This is a genomic window from Acinetobacter sp. ABJ_C5_2 (assembly GCF_044538485.1).
GTDB classification, from domain to species: domain Bacteria; phylum Pseudomonadota; class Gammaproteobacteria; order Pseudomonadales; family Moraxellaceae; genus Acinetobacter; species Acinetobacter nosocomialis_A.
Map to the genome: position 1 here is coordinate 1 of NZ_JBIUCS010000012.1, position 19,030 is coordinate 19,030.

Annotated in this window: 15 protein-coding genes; 9 read left to right on the forward strand and 6 right to left on the reverse strand. The window is 40.5% G+C overall.

Annotation, left to right across the window (positions count from 1 at the left end):
* The first annotated feature begins 100 nt into the window (after positions 1-100).
* Positions 101-676 (forward strand): hypothetical protein, encoded by a 576-nt coding sequence (locus ACH8JV_RS11840; protein WP_396521439.1) that lies wholly within the window; start codon positions 101-103, stop codon positions 674-676.
* A gap of 100 nt (positions 677-776) precedes the next feature.
* Here ACH8JV_RS11840 and ACH8JV_RS11845 read toward each other — a convergent pair whose 3' ends face one another.
* The 4 genes from ACH8JV_RS11845 to ACH8JV_RS11860 all read right to left on the reverse strand — a co-directional run bounded on the left by ACH8JV_RS11845 (position 777) and on the right by ACH8JV_RS11860 (position 6,128).
* Positions 777-1,556, reverse strand: a complete 780-nt coding sequence (locus ACH8JV_RS11845) for a tetratricopeptide repeat protein (protein WP_311086634.1) — start codon at positions 1,554-1,556, stop codon at positions 777-779.
* A gap of 126 nt (positions 1,557-1,682) precedes the next feature.
* Complete coding sequence (locus tag ACH8JV_RS11850) at positions 1,683-2,966, reverse strand: ribonucleotide-diphosphate reductase subunit beta (protein ID WP_016804659.1); 1,284 nt, start codon at positions 2,964-2,966, stop codon at positions 1,683-1,685.
* 137 nt (positions 2,967-3,103) lie between these two features.
* Positions 3,104-3,238: a preprotein translocase subunit YajC gene (locus ACH8JV_RS11855; RefSeq protein ID WP_263613010.1), complete on the reverse strand. Its 135-nt coding sequence runs from the start codon at positions 3,236-3,238 to the stop codon at positions 3,104-3,106.
* A gap of 55 nt (positions 3,239-3,293) precedes the next feature.
* A complete protein-coding gene (locus ACH8JV_RS11860; protein WP_263613011.1) occupies positions 3,294-6,128 on the reverse strand; it encodes a ribonucleoside-diphosphate reductase subunit alpha in 2,835 nt (944 codons plus the stop codon).
* A gap of 532 nt (positions 6,129-6,660) precedes the next feature.
* Here ACH8JV_RS11860 and bfmR point away from each other — a divergent pair.
* Positions 6,661-7,377, forward strand: coding sequence for a response regulator transcription factor BfmR (gene bfmR / locus ACH8JV_RS11865; protein WP_000076440.1), 717 nt, complete (start codon positions 6,661-6,663; stop codon positions 7,375-7,377).
* 32 nt (positions 7,378-7,409) lie between these two features.
* A complete protein-coding gene (bfmS, locus tag ACH8JV_RS11870; protein ID WP_004710386.1) occupies positions 7,410-9,059 on the forward strand; it encodes a sensor histidine kinase BfmS in 1,650 nt (549 codons plus the stop codon).
* Between the two features lie 21 nt (positions 9,060-9,080).
* Here bfmS and ACH8JV_RS11875 read toward each other — a convergent pair whose 3' ends face one another.
* Positions 9,081-9,434, reverse strand: coding sequence for a hypothetical protein (locus ACH8JV_RS11875; protein WP_263613013.1), 354 nt, complete (start codon positions 9,432-9,434; stop codon positions 9,081-9,083).
* 92 nt (positions 9,435-9,526) lie between these two features.
* Positions 9,527-10,948, reverse strand: coding sequence for a diguanylate cyclase (locus ACH8JV_RS11880; RefSeq protein WP_311070187.1), 1,422 nt, complete (start codon positions 10,946-10,948; stop codon positions 9,527-9,529).
* A gap of 425 nt (positions 10,949-11,373) precedes the next feature.
* On the opposite strand from ACH8JV_RS11880, the gene ndhC reads away from it, so the two are divergent.
* The 6 genes from ndhC (at position 11,374) to nuoG (ending at position 19,028) form a co-directional block, all read left to right on the forward strand.
* Positions 11,374-11,925 carry an NADH-quinone oxidoreductase subunit A gene (ndhC, locus tag ACH8JV_RS11885; protein WP_263613015.1) on the forward strand — a complete coding sequence of 184 codons (552 nt, stop codon included), beginning with the start codon at positions 11,374-11,376 and terminating at the stop codon, positions 11,923-11,925.
* Positions 11,926-11,931: 6 nt separating this feature from the next.
* Positions 11,932-12,609: an NADH-quinone oxidoreductase subunit B family protein gene (locus ACH8JV_RS11890; protein ID WP_002050353.1), complete on the forward strand. Its 678-nt coding sequence runs from the start codon at positions 11,932-11,934 to the stop codon at positions 12,607-12,609.
* 84 nt (positions 12,610-12,693) lie between these two features.
* A complete protein-coding gene (nuoC, locus tag ACH8JV_RS11895; RefSeq protein WP_151687800.1) occupies positions 12,694-14,481 on the forward strand; it encodes an NADH-quinone oxidoreductase subunit C/D in 1,788 nt (595 codons plus the stop codon).
* Positions 14,482-14,494: 13 nt separating this feature from the next.
* Positions 14,495-15,004 (forward strand): NADH-quinone oxidoreductase subunit NuoE, encoded by a 510-nt coding sequence (gene nuoE, locus ACH8JV_RS11900; RefSeq protein ID WP_002050341.1) that lies wholly within the window; start codon positions 14,495-14,497, stop codon positions 15,002-15,004.
* Entirely contained in the window at positions 15,001-16,332 is a 1,332-nt protein-coding gene (nuoF, locus tag ACH8JV_RS11905) for an NADH-quinone oxidoreductase subunit NuoF (protein WP_263613016.1), read from the forward strand. Before nuoE ends, nuoF begins: the two co-directional genes overlap by 4 nt.
* An 11-nt stretch (positions 16,333-16,343) precedes the next feature.
* A complete protein-coding gene (nuoG, locus tag ACH8JV_RS11910) occupies positions 16,344-19,028 on the forward strand; it encodes an NADH-quinone oxidoreductase subunit NuoG (protein WP_263613017.1) in 2,685 nt (894 codons plus the stop codon).
* Positions 19,029-19,030 lie beyond the last annotated feature (2 nt).

Sequence of the window (19,030 nt, forward strand, 5' to 3'; positions counted from 1 at the left end):
GAATATGGATTGTAAATTTTCTTGTATGTGTCGGTGCTTTTAGTACAAGTATTTTATTAGCCTCTGGTTTTTTTACTATTGTTTTATAGTGGGGATAGTTGTGATTTATAAACTTAAAATGTGGATCTTTAGAGAAGTAGTTGATCCATTTTTTTCATTATATTCGTATATTTATAAAAATTTTGTTCTTGTCCTTTCCTTAAGTTTCTGTGTGATTGTACTGCTTTGTGCTCTTAACCCCAGTATAGTTTTTACTCCTAGAAAAGAGAGTTTTATTGTTTATGAGCCTGAATTTCATTTTAAAAATAGACGTATAAGGTCGTTAGTCGTAGAAAGAGATAATGAAAATTTTCTTATTAATTGTGCATATTTTAGAAATGAAAATGGTTCATTTTGTGACTTATATAAACCTAGAAGATTGCTTAAATTAGAAGGAAGTTTTTTTCCTTATCCTTCAATATTTCTTGATGGTAATAAAATTGTAGCTAGTAGTGTTCGTTTTGAAGATGAAAAGGGGAGAGTAATTAATTTTTCAACAAGTGAAGAAGAAGTTGCTTCTTGGTGGATTTGGGTTATGTTCCCCACCTTATTGATGAGATATTTAATTTTAATCTGGTTAATGGTGGTTATTTTAATATTAATTTTAAAATTAGTTAAGCATAAGAAAGAAACCTAATTTTATTTAAAAATAGTTTTATCTTTATTTTGAGTTGAGAGATAGATATGAAAAAGGGCTGCTATTGGTAACCCTTGTGATCTAAGTAATATATTGTGGATTACTGAAACTGGTCTAAAGCCTCTTTTGCGGGTTCATATCCATTATCAGCAGCTTTTTTGAACCAAAACTTTGCATTTTCATAATCTGAGTAAACATTAGCATACATATAAGCTAGATTGTTCTGAGCCTCAGGTATACCTTTCTCAGCTACTTGTGTGTATAGCTCCAGAGCTTTTTTATTATCTTGTTTAACTAAGCTACCATCTGAATAAATATTTGCTAAGTTATATTGAGCTTCTGAAAGATTTTGATCGGCAGCTTTTTTATATAACTCTAAAGCTAAATTAATATCTTTTTGTACGCCATTTCCCGAAAGATAAGCATTTGCCAAATTATATTGAGCTTTAGCATAACCTTGGTGAGCAGCTAATTTGTAAAACTCTAAGGCTTTAGATCTGTTTTTGCTTACATAATAGCCATTATCATACATGAGCCCCATATTGTATTGGGCCTCCGGAAAGTCATTTTTCGCAGCTTTCTCATACCAATAGTAAGCTTTTTCTTCACTTTTTTGCGTCCCGATTCCCTTAAGGTACATTCCTGCTAAATCATTTTGTGCAATGGGCAGTCCTTTTTCGGCTGCCTTTTTAAAATATGAAAAAGCTTTTGAATAATCCTTAGGTACTTCTTTACCTAAGAAGTATTTCCCACCTTGCTCATATATTTCACTTAATTCACTTTGAGTATTATTTAGTTGTGAAAGTGGTTTAGAGCAACAAATAGTACTTAAAGTCGATAAACTTATGACGCTAGAAATTATTAAATATCTTATATTCATAATGTATCTCTTATAATTTAATCTACTGCAATTCATACTAATAGTTATCTTAAATAAATATAAAAAATCCGACATATAGTCGGATTTTTTATAGCCTCAAATTACTTTGAGGAAGAATGCTTAAACTTACCAGCTTAACGCACCACCAGTTTGGTAGTCAGTTACGCGAGTTTCAAAGAAGTTCTTCTCTTTACGTAAGTCCATCATCTCAGACATCCACGCAAATGGATTCGTTACACCAGCAAATTGCTCTGGTAAACCTAACTGAGATAAACGACGGTTACAGATGAATTTCAAATATTCTTCCATCATGCTTGCATTCATACCCAATACACCGCGTGGCATCGTGTCACGTGCATATTCGATTTCAAGCATAGTACCTTCAAGAATCATTTGAATGACTTCTTGCTGGAACTCGGCAGTCCAAAGGTGAGGGTTCTCAATCTTGATTTGGTTAATCATGTCGATACCAAAGTTCAAGTGCATAGACTCATCACGCAAGATGTATTGGAACTGCTCAGCAACACCATTCATCTTGTTACGACGGCCCATACTCAAAATTTGAGTAAAGCCACAGTAGAAGAAGATCCCTTCAAGTACACAGTAGAATGCGATCAAGTTACGAAGTAAACGTTGGTCGTTTTCAGGAGTACCTGTGTGGAAAGTAGGGTCACTTAAAGATTGAGTGTACTTAAGACCCCAAGATGCTTTACGCGCAACAGATGGAATCTCGCGGTACATGTTGAAGACTTCACCTTCGTCCATACCTAAAGATTCAATACAGTATTGGTAAGCGTGAGTGTGAATCGCTTCTTCAAACGCTTGACGCAAAATGTACTGACGGCATTCAGGGTTAGTAATATGACGGTAAATTGCCAATACCAAGTTGTTTGCAACCAAAGAGTCCGCAGTCGAGAAGAAACCTAAAGAACGCATAACAATAGTACGCTCATCTTCGGTTAAGCCATTTTCAGACTTCCAAAGTGCGATGTCATGGTTCATGTTCACTTCTTGCGGCATCCAGTGGTTTGCACACCCGTCAAGATACTTCTGCCAAGCCCATTCGTATTTAAATGGCACAAGCTGGTTCAAGTCAGCGCGACAGTTAATCATGGCTTTGTCGTCAACCTGAACGCGTTGCGCGCCCATTTCTAACTCTTCAAGGCCAGGAGCAACATCCAAATGTTCTAAGGCTGCAGATGCTCGAGCCATTGAATCGGTTGGATTTGTTGATCGCACGGAATGGGTTCCAGCGGATTGTGGAGCTGCCACGCTCTGCGATGATGGCTGCGCAGCAGATACATTCTGCGAATCAGACGTTTTTTCCGGTTGGATGGGCGCAGACTTGTGTTCAGGTGCAGCCGGTTTTTGCGAATCATCTTCAAAATCGTCCCAACTAAGGATAGACATTGTTGTTCTCTCTTCGTTGTATATATCTATGTTCGACATCTCTAAACGAAGATGTCACTACTATACGCTTATAATGTGTAAACAAAATTAAGTTTTATCGATGTATGACCAAATTTTGGGCCTTTGGTCCATCATCCCTACAACTTATTTTGCTTACGCTTTTGTTCACGGATTTTAAAAAAGGCGTAAACCATAGGCGTATAAAAGAAAATAAAGGCAAAGATTAAGATTCCAACACCAAGCATATAGTTATGGCTGAGATGAAAAAACATAATCTTTACCTCATTTAAAGTTGCTCTTTTGTTTAAAGAGCAACTTTATTGAATGTTATTGGCAAGCTTCGCAATCTGGGTTGTCGATTGAACAAGCCATAGGAACCGGAGCTGCTTGAGTGAAGCCGTCTTCTTCAACTGCTTCAGGTTTTTTCGCTTCTACGACCGGAGCTGCTGCAGGTGCCGCCGCTTCTACAGTTGCAGGTTTAACCGCGTTTAACGCACCTGTGTTAATTGTAGATTTTTCAGCAGATGTCGCACCTAAAGCTCGGAGGTAATAAGTCGTCTTAAGACCACGTAACCATGCCATCTTATAAGTGATGTCAAGTTTCTTACCGTTTGCACCAGAGATGTAAAGGTTAAGAGACTGTGCTTGATCAATCCATTTTTGACGGCGTGATGCAGCATCAACAATCCAGCGTGGCTCAACTTCAAACGCAGTAGCAAAGATTGCTTTTAATTCTTCAGGAATACGAGCAATTTTTTGTACTGAACCTTCAAAGTGTTTAAGGTCGTTAACCATTACTGTGTCCCAAAGACCACGGTCTTTTAACGCACGAACAAGGTAAGGGTTAATAACAGTGAACTCACCAGACAAGTTAGATTTCACATATAAGTTTTGGAATGTTGGCTCAATAGACTGAGAAACACCACAAATGTTCGAAATGGTTGCAGTTGGAGCAATCGCCATTACGTTTGAGTTACGCATACCGTCTTTTTGAACTTTGGCACGTAAAGTGTCCCAGTCTAAACGTTGAGTACGGTCAACTTCGAACATACGCTCTGGACGAGATTTAGCAACAATTTCAATAGAGTCAATTGGAAGGATACCTTGATCCCATAATGAACCTTTAAATGTTGAGTAAGCACCACGTTCAACAGCCAAGTCGCTTGAAGTTTGGATTGCATAGTAGCTAATCACTTCCATTGACTCGTCAGCAAAGTTCACAGCTTCATCAGAACCGTAAGCCATACCCATTTCGTAAAGTGCATCTTGGAAGCCCATGATACCCATACCAACAGGACGGTGTTTCAAGTTAGAGTTTTTCGCTTGTGGTACAGCGTAGTAGTTAATGTCGATAACGTTATCGAGCATACGAACTGCTGTTTTAACCGTACGCGCTAACTTTTCACGGTCTAATACGCCGCCTTTAACGTGTTGCACAAGGTTGATTGAACCTAGGTTACATACTGCAATTTCGTCTTGGTTTGTGTTTAACGTAATTTCAGTACATAAGTTAGATGAGTGAACTACGCCAACGTGTTGTTGTGGTGAACGTAAGTTACATACATCTTTAAACGTGATCCACGGGTGACCAGTTTCGAACAACATAGAAAGCATTTTGCGCCATAAGTCTTTAGCACGTACTTTCTTGTGCAACATGTTCTGTTCTTTCGCAACAGACTCATAGTATGCATAGCGTTCAGCAAACTCAGCACCAGTTAAATCGTGTAGGTCTGGAGTTTCAGACGGAGTAAATAGTGTCCAATCGCCATCTTCAAATACACGTTGCATAAATAGGTCAGGAACCCAGTTTGCAGTGTTCATGTCGTGAGTACGACGACGGTCATCACCAGTGTTTTTACGAAGTTCTAAGAACTCTTCGATGTCTAAGTGCCAAGTTTCTAAGTACGCACATACCGCACCTTTACGCTTACCACCTTGGTTTACTGCAACGGCTGTATCGTTCGCAACTTTAAGGAATGGAACAACACCCTGAGATTTACCGTTTGTACCTTTAATATAAGAGTTCAAGGCACGTACAGGAGTCCAGTCATTACCTAAACCACCAGCCCATTTAGAGAGCATCGCGTTGTCACGCATTGCACCATAAATGTCATACAGGTCGTCACCAATCGTTGTTAAGTAACAACTTGAAAGCTGTGGACGTAATGTACCTGAGTTAAACAGGGTAGGCGTAGACGCCATGTAGTCAAAGCTAGACAACAAGTTATAGAACTCGATTGCACGCTCTTCTTTATCTTGCTCATTAAGTGCAAGACCCATAGACACACGCATGAAGAACAATTGTGGTAATTCGAAGCGAACGCCATTTGAGTGAATAAAGTAACGGTCAAATAGAGTCTGTAAACCTAAGTAGGTAAACTGGTTAGAACGTTCAGGCTGAATTGCTGCAGCTAGTTTTTCTAAATCGAACTTAAGCAAGTCTGGTGAAAGCAAATCAAGCTCTACACCTTTTTTCAAGAATGCTTCAAGTGCATTGTTTTCAGCTGTATCTGCCGGTAAACCTAAGAATGCTAAACCAGTGCTGACCAACTCATCACGAAGCAAACGCGCAGTTACGTATGTATAGTTAGGTTCTTGTTCGATACGTGTACGTGTTGCCATCATCATGGTGGTAGCAATATCGCTTTCTTTTACGCCGTTATATAAGTTTTTAACGGTCTCATCGATAATTGCTTGAACCTCAATACCTTCTAAGCCTTCAGCAGCTCTATTTACAGTGGCTTGTAACGCACTTAAATCAAGTGGTTGAAGCTGACCGTTTGCATCAGTAACTTGCAAGGTAGGGTGGTGGTTTGAATTTGTTTGCTGACGAGCGCTAGCACGTTGTTCGCGGTAAATTACATAAGCGCGGGCAACTTTTTGTTCCCCAGTACGCATTAAAGCAAGTTCTACTTGATCTTGAATTTCTTCAATATGGATCGTACCGCCCGATGGTAAACGGCGTTTAAAAGTATTTAATACCATTTCCGTCAACTGGGTAATACGGTCATGAATACGGCTTGAATCCGAACTCTGTTGACCTTCCACAGCAAGAAAAGCTTTACCAATCGCAACAGAAATTTTCTCTGCATCAAATGCAGCAACATCTCCAGTACGCTTAATCACCTGAATTTGACCAGGAGTCGAAGTAATTACGCTCATGCCAGCATAGCTCCATTGTCACTTTTGTTATGTTCATAGACCGTTTGAACCGAGCAAAAAACATGCCACGATATTTGAGGGATAAACACAAGACTTAGTAGTTAAAGTTTATTTTCAACACAAGATACGGGATTTTTTAAGCTAGATCAATCTTGACTTTTTAGTAATTTTTTATCTGTATGATTTGTCGGGAGATAGCATAGCAAAGCTATGAAAAAACACTTATAGATAACTTTGTGGATAACTCAAAAAACAAGCACTTGAATGAATTTAAATTCAGCCAAGAAATAATTTGTTTAATATTCATACATAGGAAATATGAATAGATTATGACATATAAGAATAATAAACAGATATAAAAAACACTTGAAAATTCAAAGGTTAATAAAATGCAACAAAACATGGTTGTCATGTATCAGTTTGGTGAACGCCTACTTGTTTACAATGTAAACGTGTGTATATTGCAAATGATAAACGAATGTATCTGCAAGATTTTTAAGATGCATGTAATGAGATTTATAGGGGCAATGATATGAGCCAAGAAGAAAAGTTACCAAAGATTCTGATCGTTGAAGACGACGAGCGTTTAGCGCGATTAACTCAAGAGTATTTAATCCGCAACGGTTTGGAAGTTGGTGTAGAAACTGATGGTAACCGTGCAATTCGTCGTATTATTAGTGAACAACCAGATCTTGTGGTCTTGGATGTCATGTTGCCGGGTGCAGATGGTTTAACCGTTTGTCGTGAAGTTCGCCCACACTACCATCAACCTATTTTGATGTTGACTGCACGTACTGAAGACATGGACCAAGTACTTGGTCTAGAAATGGGTGCAGACGACTATGTCGCTAAACCAGTTCAACCACGTGTATTATTAGCGCGTATTCGTGCACTATTACGTCGCACAGATAAAACTGTTGAAGATGAAGTTGCTCAACGTATTGAGTTTGACGACCTTGTGATCGACAACGGCGGCCGCTCTGTAACCTTAAATGGTGAGCTTGTTGACTTTACAAGTGCTGAATATGACTTGTTATGGTTGCTTGCTTCAAACGCTGGTCGTATTTTATCGCGTGAAGATATCTTCGAACGTCTACGTGGTATCGAATACGATGGTCAAGATCGTTCAATCGACGTACGTATTTCACGTATTCGTCCAAAAATTGGCGATGATCCTGAAAATCCAAAACGTATTAAAACTGTACGTAGTAAAGGTTACTTGTTTGTTAAAGAAACCAATGGATTGTAAAATCTGATTAAACTTCCTATAAGGTTGGTCGAGTGTTTAAACACAGTATATTCCTGCGAATATATGCGGGGCTGGTAATTCTTGTTGTTTTGGTGGCTGTTTTTGGGTATTTACTGGTACAAATTATCAACTACCAACGCGCACAAGAATACCGAGAATCTTTAACTGATGGTATTTCTTATGTCATTAGTGAAGGGGTCGCTCGACAACCTGGGAAGCAGCAAAAGATAGATTGGATTTCTGACGCATCTGATTTGCTCGAACTTCCAATTTACTATACCGATGCAAGTAAGGTTGAATTGTCTCGAACCGAGAAAAAGCGGATCGAAGCACAAAAATCTGTAGTTCGTTACGATGCCAGTAATAGCATTGCATATGTGATTATTGGTTTACGTGACGACCCACAACATTATCTATCTATAAAAGTCGACAAAATTAGTGAACGCCAAATGAAGGCTCTTCCTATTTTTGTACTCGACTATTTAATGTTTTATCCGGGACAGGAACAAGAGTACCTTGCCAAGATTCAAAAACATTTCTCATATCCAATCAATATTCAAAATATTCAAGATGTAAATCTGGACTCTGAACAGATTGGACGTTTACGCCAAGACCAAAGTGTCATGTTGTACAAAGATAGTGCAACAGTACGTGGTACAACCATTTCGATTGTCTCTCCAATCCCGAATCATCCTGCACAAGTGTTGGTGTTGGGCCCAGTTCCAATGTTTAACTGGATGCCTTTACAGCTTTCTGCGGGTATTACCTTATTTAGCCTGTTCTTATTAAGTTTGGGTGTTTACGGTTTGATTTTGCCGCTAGAGCGCAAAATTCGACAAGTGCGTTATGCATTAAACCGTATGAAATCGGGTGATTTGTCATTGCGTGTTCCGATTGAAGGAAGTGATGAAATGGCAAACTTGGCTTCAAGTTATAACAATATGTCTGATCATATTCAGCGTTTGATTGAAGCTCAACGTGAGTTAATGAGAGCGGTATCTCATGAGCTAAGAACGCCTGTTGCACGTATTCGCTTTGGTACAGAAATGTTAGCCGAAGAAGATGACTACAATCACCGTATGCATCAGGTCGATATGATTGATAAAGATATTGAAGCACTCAATACCTTAATTGATGAAATCATGACTTACGCAAAACTAGAGCAGGGTACACCTTCGTTAGATTTTGCAGAAATTGTACTTTTTGAAGTGTTAGATCAGGTTGCTGTTGAAACCGAAGCGTTAAAAACACAGAAAGAAATTGAGCTCATTCCACCACCTTTATATGTCAAAGTAGATGCAGAGCGCCGTTACCTTCACCGTGTTGTACAAAACTTGGTAGGTAATGCTGTTCGCTATTGTGATAACAAAGTGCGTATCACTGGTGGTATTCACAGCGATGGCATGGCTTTTGTTTGTGTTGAAGATGATGGACCGGGTATTCCTGAGCAAGACCGCAAACGCGTATTCGAAGCTTTTGCACGTTTAGATGACAGTCGTACACGTGCATCTGGTGGTTATGGTTTGGGGCTTTCCATTGTAAGTCGTATTGCTTACTGGTTTGGTGGTGAGATTAAAGTAGATGAGAGCCCAAGTTTGGGTGGGGCACGCTTTATTATGACGTGGCCAGCACATCGCTTTAAACAACCGCCATTAAAGGCAAATAAAAAAGCACCTGCATAAGGTGCTTTTTTATTGGTTTATTTATAACTGAGTGGCATCAGGCTCTAAAATCGGTTTTCCGCTTCTTAGACTGTTTAGCGCATCTATATTAAAGTCAATTAGCAGCGAATTGTTTTTAGCATCGATTTGATATTTTTGAATAAGAGGTTGGTCTCCATTCAATGTTTCAACTCTATATGAATCCGCAATATGTAAAATGCCTTCTAGGTTTGTTGTGGTTGACGCGAAATCTTGTCTAAAAATTTCATAGACATCACGCAAGTCAAAAATGGCATTATCTGCATCTGGATGTTTTTGAATATAGCTTTCTATGTGTCGCACGAGTAATTGTGCAAACAAGTAATAGTCTGGTTTATGCGTATATTCTAGATTCATACATTTTTCTCCTTATTATCTGTTACTAGCATACATGGCAAAACAGAAGTTATTGTATAAAATTCATTACACTAGATGATGACTTGAAAATATTACAAAGAAATAAAAACTCGGTTACGTCCTTGGCGCTTTGCTTGATAGAGTGCGTCATCTGCTTCTTTAAACAAGCTTTCAATAGGGCGGTGATAGTTTGGAGAATATAAACTAATGCCAATACTGACCTGTACAAAAATAGGTAATTTGCCATAGACATAAATGGGTTGCTGACTAATTTTAATGCGTATTCTTTCTGCAAGTTCAAAAGCTGCTTCTTTAGTTGTGTCTGGAATAAAAATTGCGAATTCCTCACCGCCAAAACGACCGAGTAAGTCATGAGGGTGCAGAATATTTTGTATGGTGGTTACACAGGTTTGTAAGGCTCTATCACCAATCAAATGACCATAACTATCATTCACTTTTTTAAAGTGATCGACATCCAACATAAAAAAAGCAGAGGTCTTATTTTCCTTTTGTACTTTTTCCTGAAGTAGACGAACTGATTGTAAAAATTGACGTCGAGTTAAACTAGATGTGAGCTCATCATGGGCAATTGCATGTTGTAGTTTTTGAATTAAATCAGAATGAAGCGCACTAATACTAGAAACGGTAAGAGGGGCAAGCGTCATCATAATTAATCCAATACGAATTGAGATGGTATTGCTTAAGTATTCATTTGGATAAAGTAATAAATAATGTCCAGAGACATGATAAATAGTATAAGCACTGGTAAATGAGGTAATCAGTGCCACAATAATTGGTTTATAGCGTATAGCACACCAAGTTAAGGCTGCTATAGGGTAGAGTAAAGAACCCGGTCCTGAGTCGTAATAACTTACGGTAATTGAAATTAATACCGCCAAAAATGGTAATAAATCAATCGTAGTTATATGTTGCCGATTACCCTTCAGATAGCGCTTTATTTGAGGATAAGGAGGGAAGTTTATGAGTATAGGGAGTAGAAGTAGGGCATTTTGTAATTCGGAAGTCATCCAGTAACCAAATTCGGCCCAAAAGCTGCCAAGCATAAATTTGGTATTAAACATCGGTACAAAAGTTGCAGCAAAATAAGCGCCTACTAAGCTGCCAATTCCGCATAATGCAAATAAAAATAGATAAGAATAGCCACGATGAGCAGCTTTAATATGTTGATTTAAAAAAAGGTATAGCGTTAAAGAGGTAACCACATAAAGAAAATTGGAAGTGGTTAGAATAATAGTTAGTAAAAAGGGTGTGCCTTGAATAAGGTCGGCAATTACATATCCAGTATACGCACCAAGAAAAGTACCGAGTTTACGTGTTTGAGGATAACGAACAAGTAATCCTAGTAGAACCGAATTGGCAGGCCAGAAAAAGGCAAGAAAACTAAGTGGGCGAGACGCAATTCCAATGAAGCAGCATATTGAAATAATGACAGTAAATAAGAGAAAAAATTTCAAGAAGGAAGAAAATGAAAGTTCACGAAGTGAGTATGGCATCAGCTGCCCTTAATGATAAATACCCTTATCCAAGAGTAATAACTATTATGCATGATTAAACATTCATCATAATTCAGAGCGGAAGATGAATACAATAAAAAACCGCCTAATATTATAAAAAAGTAAGTTGTTTAATTTGACCAAATGAGTAATTGTTCAAATAATATTAAAAATCAAAAAATGAAAAAAATCATCACAAGTATAAAAACTATCAAATAAACCGATTATGAACGGTGAAACCCCCTCTACAAGACATAGATGAATACTTTTGATTAGAAAATCATCCAAAAGACTAAGACGCTTCAACTAGCATGCGAAATTAGAAATCAGGTACAATTGGCGGGATTAATTTTGTGTTTGGTGTATTCAAAGGCCAATACATACATTCTTTGTTAAATAATAGGCCTGCCAGGAGTTATCCCCGCATGAGTGCCATTACTCCATACGACTGGGCGATTATCGCCTTCGTGATCGGCGTTACATTTCTTTGCGTCTTTATGCTCACAGTTCCCTTACTCCTCGGGGGAAAATCGTGGGGACGTGCTAAGCAAGAGCAGTTTGAATCAGGTGTCGTGAGTGCTGGTGGCGCTCGCATTCGCCTGTCTGCAAAGTTCTATCTAGTTGCAATTTTCTTCGTTGTTTTCGACTTAGAGGCACTTTACCTCTATGCATGGTCTACTTCTGTGCGTGAAGTAGGGTGGTTGGGATATACCACTGTTGTGATCTTTGTCGTTGACCTGTTAATTGCGCTTGTTTATGCCTTCTCTGTAGGTGCCTTAAGTTGGTCACCGGCAGATCGTCGTAAATCAGCTGGTGAGAAGATTAAAGTCGGTTCACCATCAATGAACATTGCTGAAATTACACGCTTTAACTCTATTGAAGAGCTCGTAACTGACCCTACAGGCCAGATTCCAGCCCAATCATCAGGTCGTGTTAAGTCAAAAACTACACCTGCATTGTCATCTGAAAAGGAGTAAGTCGGGATGAAATATACTCTGACCCGCGCGAATCCGGATGCTGATCAATACCCATTGCAAGAACGTCAAATTGTGACTGATCCGCTAGAAGAGGAAGTGAATAAAAACGTATTCATGACTCGCTTAGAGGATGTCTTGCATACAGCAGTAAACTGGGGACGTAAAAACTCTTTGTGGCCATTTAACTTTGGTACCTCATGTTGTTACGTTGAATATGCAACGACTTTAACAGGCGTGCATGACTTGTCCCGTTTCGGTGCAGAGGTTATTCGTGCTTCACCTCGTCAGGCTGACTTGATGATTGTTGCAGGTACTTGCTTTGTAAAAATGGCTCCGGTTATCCAACGTTTGTATGAACAAATGTTAGAACCTAAATGGGTTATTTCGATGGGTGCTTGTGCAAACTCTGGAGGTATGTACGACATCTATTCAGTAGTACAAGGTGTAGACAAAATTATTCCTGTTGACGTGTACGTCCCAGGTTGTCCGCCTCGTCCTGAAGCATTAATCCAAGCGTTAATGCTTTTGCAAGACCAGATTCAATTAGAGCGACGCCCGCTTTCTGCCGTGATCGGTGATGATCTTCAGCCAGTGTATAAGCCAAAGATGATGCCAGAACGTGATCGTAAGAATGCGCAGCGTATTGCCGTTAAAAACTTACGCTCTATGGATGAGATTAAATAATTTTTTGACGGTGTTTTGACATATCTAACCGATATGTTCATCGAGAAAATTGACAGAATTTGTATTAAATAGGAAGCCAAGCCAATGGCTGAAACTGACATTGCTATGCCAGAATCAACACCAGTTGATTCACGCCCAGCATTTGCAATCGTAGAAGAGCTCAAAACCAAGTTTGGTGAGAACTTCTATGTGCAGGCGACTTTTGAAGAGTTTCCAACAGTCTGGGTTGAGCGCGCACGCGTGCAAGAAGTCCTCATGTTCCTGCGTAAAGTGGAACGTCCTTATGTAATGCTGTTTGACTTATCAGCGATGGATGAGCGTTTACGTCAACATCGTGATGGTTTACCAGCATCTGACTTCACTGTGTTCTATCATTTATTATCGCTTGAGCGTAATAGTGACATTCGTATCAAGGTTGCCTTGAACGAAAATGATCTTAACCTCCCGACAGCGACAAATATCTGGCCAAATGCCAACTGGTATGAACGTGAAGCTTACGATATGTTCGGTATCAATTTCGAAGGGCATCCAATGCTCCGTCGTATCTTGTTGCCAACGTATTGGGAAGGTCACCCGCTTCGTAAAGAATATTCAGCACGTGCGACAGAATATACGCCGTATATGCAAGACAAAGCGAAGCAAGATTTCGAACAGGAACACTTACGCTTTGTGCCTGAAGATTGGGGTCTTAAGCGTGGTAACGCTGACGAAGACTTCATGTTCTTGAACTTGGGTCCTAACCATCCATCTGCACACGGTGCGTTCCGTATTGTATTGCAGTTAGATGGCGAAGAAGTGAAGGACTGTGTTCCTGATATCGGTTATCACCACCGTGGTGTGGAAAAGATGGCTGAGCGTCAAACATGGCACTCTTTCATTCCTTATACTGACCGTGTTGACTACTTAGGTGGTTGTGCGCAAAACATGCCATATGTAATGGCAGTTGAACAGCTTGCAGGAATTAAAGTTCCTGAGCGTGCGCAAGTGATTCGTGTCATGTTGAACGAATTGTTCCGTATTAATAACCACTTACTTTACTGTGGTACGGCAATTCAGGATGCCGGTGGTATGACACCAGTATTCTATATGTTCGCAGACCGTCAAAAAGTATACGACATCGTTGAAGCAATTACGGGTTACCGTATGCACCCAGCATGGTTCCGTATTGGTGGTACAGCACATGACCTTCCAAACAACTGGCAAAAACTTGTTAAAGAATTGCTAGAGTGGATGCCAAAACGTCTCAACGAATACTACACAGCTGCGCTTAAAAACTCTGTGTTTATTGGTCGTACACGTAATGTTGCTCAATACGATGCAAAATCTGCACTTGCATGGGGTGTAACTGGTACTGGTTTACGTGCAACAGGTATTGATTTCGACGTTCGTAAATATCGTCCATACAGTGGCTATGAAAACTTCGATTTTGACGTGCCAGTTGAGTATGAAGGCGATGCGTACGCTCGTGTTCTTGTTCACTTCCGTGAAATTACTGAGTCACTCAAAATTATCAAACAGTGTTTGGATAACATGCCTTCTGGTCCATATAAAGCGGATCATCCATTGGCTGTTCCACCACCAAAAGATAAGACGTTACAAGATATTGAAACTTTGATTACGCACTTCTTGAGCGTGTCATGGGGTCCTGTCATGCCTGCTGGTGAAGCGTCATTCATGACTGAAGTTGTGAAAGGTGCAAGTACTTATTACTTGACTTCGGATAAGGCAACGATGAGTTATCGTACTCGTATTCGTACACCGACGTTTACTCACTTACAGCAAATTCCTTCAGTGATTAACGGCAGTTTGGTATCTGACTTAATCATTTATCTGGCGACCATTGATGTGGTTATGGCTGACGTGGATCGCTAAGAGGTAACGCAAAATGATGATTCTGACTGATAAAAAACCACGTGTGAATGTTGAAGGGATTTTGACTGCTGAAGAAATCCATGAAATTGAACATCACATTGGTCACTATCCATACCCACGTGCAGCTTCTTTAGATGCACTAAAGTGCGTACAGCGCCGTAATGGTTGGGTAGATGATGCTCAAATGAACGCCATCGCACAATTATTGACGATTAGTGTTGCCGATTTAGAGGGTGTAGCAACGTTCTACAACCGTATCTATCGCCAACCTGTAGGTCGTCACGTAATTTTGCTTTGTGACTCAATTGCTTGCTTCTTAATGGGTGCTGAAACACTAGCTGAAGCATTCCAGCGCGAATTAGGTATTCAGTTTGGTCAAACGACACAAGATGGTCGTTTTACACTGCTCCCAATTTGCTGCCTAGGCAACTGTGACAAAGGCCCAACGTTAATGATTGATGAAGATACTCACGGTTTAGTTGAAGTGACATCAGTCAAACAGTTATTGGAGAAGTATGTATGAATACTGAACCAAAACCAATTTATGGCGACGGTAATCCGGAAACTCATCCACTGACTTGGCGTTTAAGCAAACAAGAAGCAGTACGTAGCGCTGATGACTATGAAGCACTCGAAGGTTATGCGGGCTTTAAAAAAGCATTAGGCATGAAACCTGCTGAAGTGTTAGACGTTATTAAAGCTGCAACTGTAAAAGGTCGTGGTGGTGCAGGCTTCCCAGCAGGGATCAAATGGTCTCTTATGGCGCCAAATGATGGTGGTCCACGTTACTTAATCTGTAACGCCGATGAGATGGAACCAGGTACCTTTAAAGACCGTTTGTTGATGGAAAAACTTCCTCACCAATTGATCGAAGGTATGTTGATTGCAGGTTATACCCTGGAAGCAACTCAAGGTTATATCTTCATTCGTGGCGAATACATCGAGGCTGCTCAATACCTAAATGAAGCGCTTGAGCAAATTCGCGCTAAAGGTTACTTAGGTGACAACATTTTAGGTTCTGGCTGGAACTTCGAGTTACACGTGCATACTGGTGCAGGTCGTTATATCTGTGGTGAAGAAACTGCATTGATTAACTCGCTTGAAGGTCGCCGTGCTAACCCACGTACTAAACCACCATTCCCGCAAGTTGCTGGTGCATGGGGTCGTCCTACGATTGTGAACAACGTTGAAACTTATAACAACTTGCCAGCAATCATGCTTCGTGGTCCAGAGTGGTATATCGGTTTATCAGCTGGTAAATCAAAAGATCCAGGCACTAAGATTTATGGTGCGTCAGGTAAAGTCAAATTCCCTGGTCTTTGGGAATTACCATTTGGTACGACTGCACGTGAAGTGATTGAAGATCATGCCGGTGGTATGCGTGAAGGCTTAAAGCTTAAAGCATGGTTACCAGGTGGTGCATCAACTGACTTTTTACCTGCAGATACCATTGATTTACCAATGGATGCTGAAACCATTATGAAAGCAGGTTCTCGTTTAGGAACATGTTTATTGATGGTGGTAGACGAGACCCAATGTATGGTGTCGTTGACCCGTAATCTTGAAGAATTCTTTGCGCGTGAATCATGCGGTTTCTGTACACCGTGCCGTGATGGTTTGCCATGGGCTGTTAAAGCGCTTAAAGCACTTGAGACAGGTGAAGGTAAGAAAGAAGATATCGACCATTTACAAGAACTTACTCGTAAATTATGGATTGGTAAAACTTTCTGTGCCCACGCACCAGGTGCGATGGAGCCGCTTATGGGCGCACTCAAACATTTCCGTAGCGAGTTTGAAGCGAAAGTGACGAATCGTCCTGTCGTGCAAACTAGCAACGTAGAACAAGCTTAAGGGATTCGACTATGGCTACAATTCATGTCGATGGAAAATCGTACGAAGTCAATGGATCAGAAAACTTGCTACAAGCATGTTTATCCCTTGGCATTGATATTCCGTATTTTTGTTGGCACCCATCCTTAGGTTCTGTTGGTTCATGTCGTCAATGTGCCGTAACTCAGTATGCAAATCCTGAAGATACGCGCGGACGTCTTGTGATGTCATGTATGACACCAGCATCTGACAATACCTATATCTCGATTGAAGACAAAGAAGCAACGGATTTTCGTGAATCTATCGTTGAGTTCTTAATGACCAACCACCCACACGACTGTCCAGTGTGTGAAGAAGGTGGTCACTGTCATTTACAAGATATGACTGTAATGACTGGTCATGACCGTCGTCGCTACCGTTTTACAAAGCGTACACATTACAACCAAGAACTAGGCTCATTCATTGCGCATGAAATGAACCGTTGTATTGCTTGTTACCGTTGTGTTCGTTACTACAAAGACTATGCGGGCGGTACAGACTTTGGTGTGTTTGCCAATGCATCACGTGTTTACTTTGGTCGTCCAGAGTCAGGTACTTTAGAGTCTGAATTCTCTGGTAACTTGACTGAAGTATGTCCAACAGGTGTGTTTACTGACAAGACTCACTCAGAACGCTATAACCGTAAATGGGACATGCAATATGCACCAAGCGTGTGTCATGGCTGTTCTTCAGGTTGTAACATCTCTCCGGGTGAACGTTATGGTGAAATCCGTCGTGTAGAAAACCGTTTCAATGGTTCGGTTAACCAATACTTCCTTTGTGACAAAGGCCGTTTTGGCACAGGTTATGTAAACCGTGCAGATCGTCCACGTCAACCTCAGTTCCGTAATGGTGAAACAGTAGCAACTGTTTCTGTTGACCAAGCTTTAGATCAAGCGATTGCGAAACTTGAAGGTAAAAAAGTTTTGGGTATTGGTTCACCACGTGCAAGCTTAGAATCAAACTATGCATTACGTGAACTTGTAGGCCAAGCAAACTACTCAACAGGTGTTGCACAAAAAGAGCAAAGTCTTGTTGAACTTGCTGCTTCAATCATGCAAACAGAGGGCATTTACAACCCGAACATGCGTGAAATTGAAAGCTATGATGCAGTATTAATTTTGGGTGAAGATTTAACTCAAACTGCACCACGTATGGCTTTGTCAGTTCGTCAAGCTGCGAAAAACAAAGCTCGCGAAATGGCTGCAAAAACACGTACGCCAGATTGGTTGGCTGAGCCTGTACAACGTATTGGTCAGGAAGCGAAATCTCCGATCTATATTTTGGCTGCGACTCAAACTCGTCTTGCCGATGTTGCAACTGGTGAAGTTGTTGCATCTCCAAATGACATCGCGCGTTTAGGTTTTGCAGTTGCTGCGGCAGTTAAAGGTGAAACAGTTAATGGTTTAGATGACGATGCAAAAGCATTTGCTCAAACTATTGCAGACACTTTAAAAGCAGCAAACAAACCATTAATTATTGCGGGTACAAGCTTGCAAGATGCTTCAATTATGGAAGCGGCAGCAGAGTTAACGCAAAACCTTGGTTCAAAAGCTGGTTTAAGTCTTGTAGTTCCTGAAGTGAACTCTATGGGCTTAGCATTGTTTGGCGGTTTAAGCCTTGAACAAGCATTTGCTCAAGACTACGACACACTTGTTATTGTTGAAAATGACTTGTTCCGTCGTTTACCTGCTGCTCAAGTTAAAGCAGCACTTGATAAAGCTGAAACAGTAATCGTGCTTGACCACAGCGAAACAGAAACTGTGAAACAGGCGGATATTGTACTTTCAGCAGCAAGCTTTGCCGAAGGTGATGGTACCGTTGTAAGCCAAGAAGGCCGTGCTCAACGCTTCTATCAAGTTTACGATCCAAGCTACTACAAGCCTGAATACGCGATTAAAGAATCTTGGCGTTGGTTGCATGCCATTGAAACTGGTCTTAAAGGTAAGCCAGTTGATTGGACATTGCTTGATGACGTTATCGAAACTATCGTTAAAAATGTTCCGGTACTTGAAGCAATTCAAGACGTTGCACCAGATGCAGGCTACCGTGTACATGGTTTGAAAATTGCGCGTGAACCACGTCGTTATTCTGGTCGTACAGCAATTCGTGCACCTTTATCGGTTCATGAACCTAAGCAACCAACAGATCCAGACTCAGCATTAACATTCTCTATGGAAGGTTATGTAGGTCCACAAAAAGCATCTTCACTTGTACCATTTGCGTGGGCGCCAGGTTGGAACTCTCCACAATCTTGGAACAAATACCAAGATGAAGTGGGCGGTCACTTAAAAGGTGGTGATTCAGGCGTTCGTTTATTCGATCGTTTAGCAAAACGTCCAGCACGTAGCTATGTTGCTCCAACTGCGGTAGTTGCAAATCCTGAAAGCTTCCGTCTTGTACCAATGCACCACATTTTTGGTTCTGGTGAATTCACGATTAAAACACCTGCAATGGAAACTCGTATTCCTGAAGCTGTATTTGCTGTGGGCGAACAAGATGCAACGCGTTTGAATCTACAAGAAGGCCAACGTATTACAGTTAAAGCAGGCGAAACTACAGTGAGCTTACCTGTACAAGTAATTGAATATTTACCTACAGGTTATATCGGTTACCCAGTTGGTTTAGCACCAACAGTATCCTTAGCTGAGCCTGTTTCAGTGGCATTAGGAGTGTAATT